This is a genomic window from Aminobacter sp. P4_H6_2 (assembly GCF_056400805.1).
Genome location: NZ_JBFUKO010000810.1, coordinates 1 through 2,065 on the forward strand (window position 1 = coordinate 1; position 2,065 = coordinate 2,065).

Below are 2,065 nucleotides of genomic sequence, written 5' to 3' on the forward strand. Positions count from 1 at the left end.
GGCTTCGGTCTCAGCCCGCCCCGCCGCGTTCGAGCGTGGTGGAACGACAATCCGAGCTTCGGCGCTGTGACGCATAACGGCGTCATAAGTTGGATCACCATAATAGGCGCCATCGGCAGTGAACTGATCGATCTCGTGACTGATCTGGTTGAGCAAGGGTTCCACCTGCGAAATATCGCCAGCTGCCTGATCCGTCAGGGAATGAGCAATAATCTCGCCGCTATCGGCATCGAGAGCCAGATGCAGCTTACGCCACCCACGACGGGACTTGGTTCCATGCCTTTCTTTCAGCCATTGGCCGGCGCCGTAAATCTGTAGTCCGGTGCTGTCGACGAGCACATGAACTGGGCCGTTCGGGACGGGCTCCTTATCATTGCATCTGGCAGCCGACTCCCACGTTCTTGCCCGACGGCTGAGCGTCGTATGATCGGGAACGGGTATTTCCAGTCCCATCAACGCAAGCACCGAACCCAGCAATCCTTCAGTCTGGCGCAGTCGCAGTCCAAACACCAACCCCAGCGTCAAGGTAGTCTCAACTGCCAGATCGGAATATCGTGGTTGGCCACCCCGTGTCTTGCGGCGAGGGGATTGCCATCCGTCCAGCGCTTCCGGTGTCATCCATAGGGTCAATCTGCCGCGCCGGCGTAGGCCCGCCTCATATTCCGCCCAATTCGTCACCTTGAATTTCATCTTGCCGATGCGATGACGGCGGGCGGCGTTATGTTTATGGGGCATGGCCTGGGATCACAGTGATTGCGGTCTCAACTGCTTACAGCTCAACCGTTGAATGATCCGTGCACCAACGCCCAGCTATGCCGATGGTCGCTTGGCGACAACAAGCGCATCGACAGCCACAGCTCGGTCCGGCAGCACGATAACTGGATTTAGGTCCAGCTCGGCAATACGCGAACCGGCAGCAAGTCCCAGTTCCGCGAGATTGAAAACCAACTCGACAAGCGCATCCTTGTCCGAAGGCGGCGCGCCACGAGCGCCGTCGAGCAGCGGCGAAAGCCTGAGGCTGGCGATCATTTCGCGAATGTCTTCCTTGTCGACAGGCAGTGGGCGCGTTGCGGCATCCTTCAAAATTTCGGCATAGATGCCTCCGGCGCCAACGGTGATGGTTGGGCCGAGGTCGGGATCCTGCGTCAGTCCCACGATCATCTCGACTCCCGCGCCGATCTGTTCCTGCATCAACACGCCTTCGATCCGAGCCGCCGGAAAATGGTTCTTCGCCGTCGCAACCAGGCCGTCATAGACTCTTGCGGCGGTCGTGACGTCGGCGATGTCGAGCTGCACCAATCCTGCATCAGATTTGTGGGCGATGTCGGGCGAGGCGAGCTTCATGACCACGCGCCCTCCCCAAGCCGTAAGCGCTTCTGCAGCTTCTGTGGACGAGGTGACAAGACGCTCGCGAGCACGGCCGATTCCGGCGCCGTCGAGCAGGGCGGCGGCCTGTGCGCTATCGAGAACCCCATTATGCTGCAGTGCATTGTGCTGGCTGACCGACAATGCCGTTGCACCCCAGAGGCGGCGGCGGAACGCCCCCTTCGCAGCCTCGTAGTCGGCCCGCGCGCGCATGGCGCGGAAGCATTTGCGGAACGAGCGGAAGATCGGCACGCCAGACTTGACCAGATCACGATATCCGGGGCTGTCTGTCAGCATCGATCCCCATACCGCCACGATGGGCTTGGGCGAATGGGGCGCAAAAGCCAGCACGTCGGCGGCAAAACTGTCGGACAGGAGGCCAAGGGCCGCGGTCAGCCCGACAACGATGACGTCGACGTTGGGGTCGGCGGCGATTGTTTCGAGCACATCGACACGCTGCTGCTGCGGAGCAGAGATGACAAAGCCGCCGCCATTGTCGATCGGATTGGAGACGGTGACGTAGCTGGGCAGGTAGGTGTAAAGCTTCTCAACTGTCGCCGGCGACAGGTCGGGGAAGCTCACGCCATAGCTGTCGGCCAACTCGGCCATCAGCGTCGTCGAGCCCCCCGAAACCGAATAGAGCGCGCAGTTGGGGCCGGTACCAGCCGGCAGCTTGGCCAGCAGGTTGGCGGTCTCGAGC

2 protein-coding genes are annotated in these 2,065 nt (G+C 61.2%); both read right to left on the reverse strand.

Features of this window, described 5'->3' with window-relative positions; translation table 11 throughout:
• On the reverse strand, window positions 1-735 hold a 735-nt coding region (locus AC1DUU_RS30435; protein WP_476787038.1), incomplete at its 3' end, for an IS5 family transposase.
• A gap of 75 nt (window positions 736-810) precedes the next feature.
• A partial coding sequence (locus AC1DUU_RS30440) for an acetate--CoA ligase family protein (protein ID WP_476787039.1) occupies window positions 811-2,065 on the reverse strand: 1,255 nt, incomplete at its 5' end.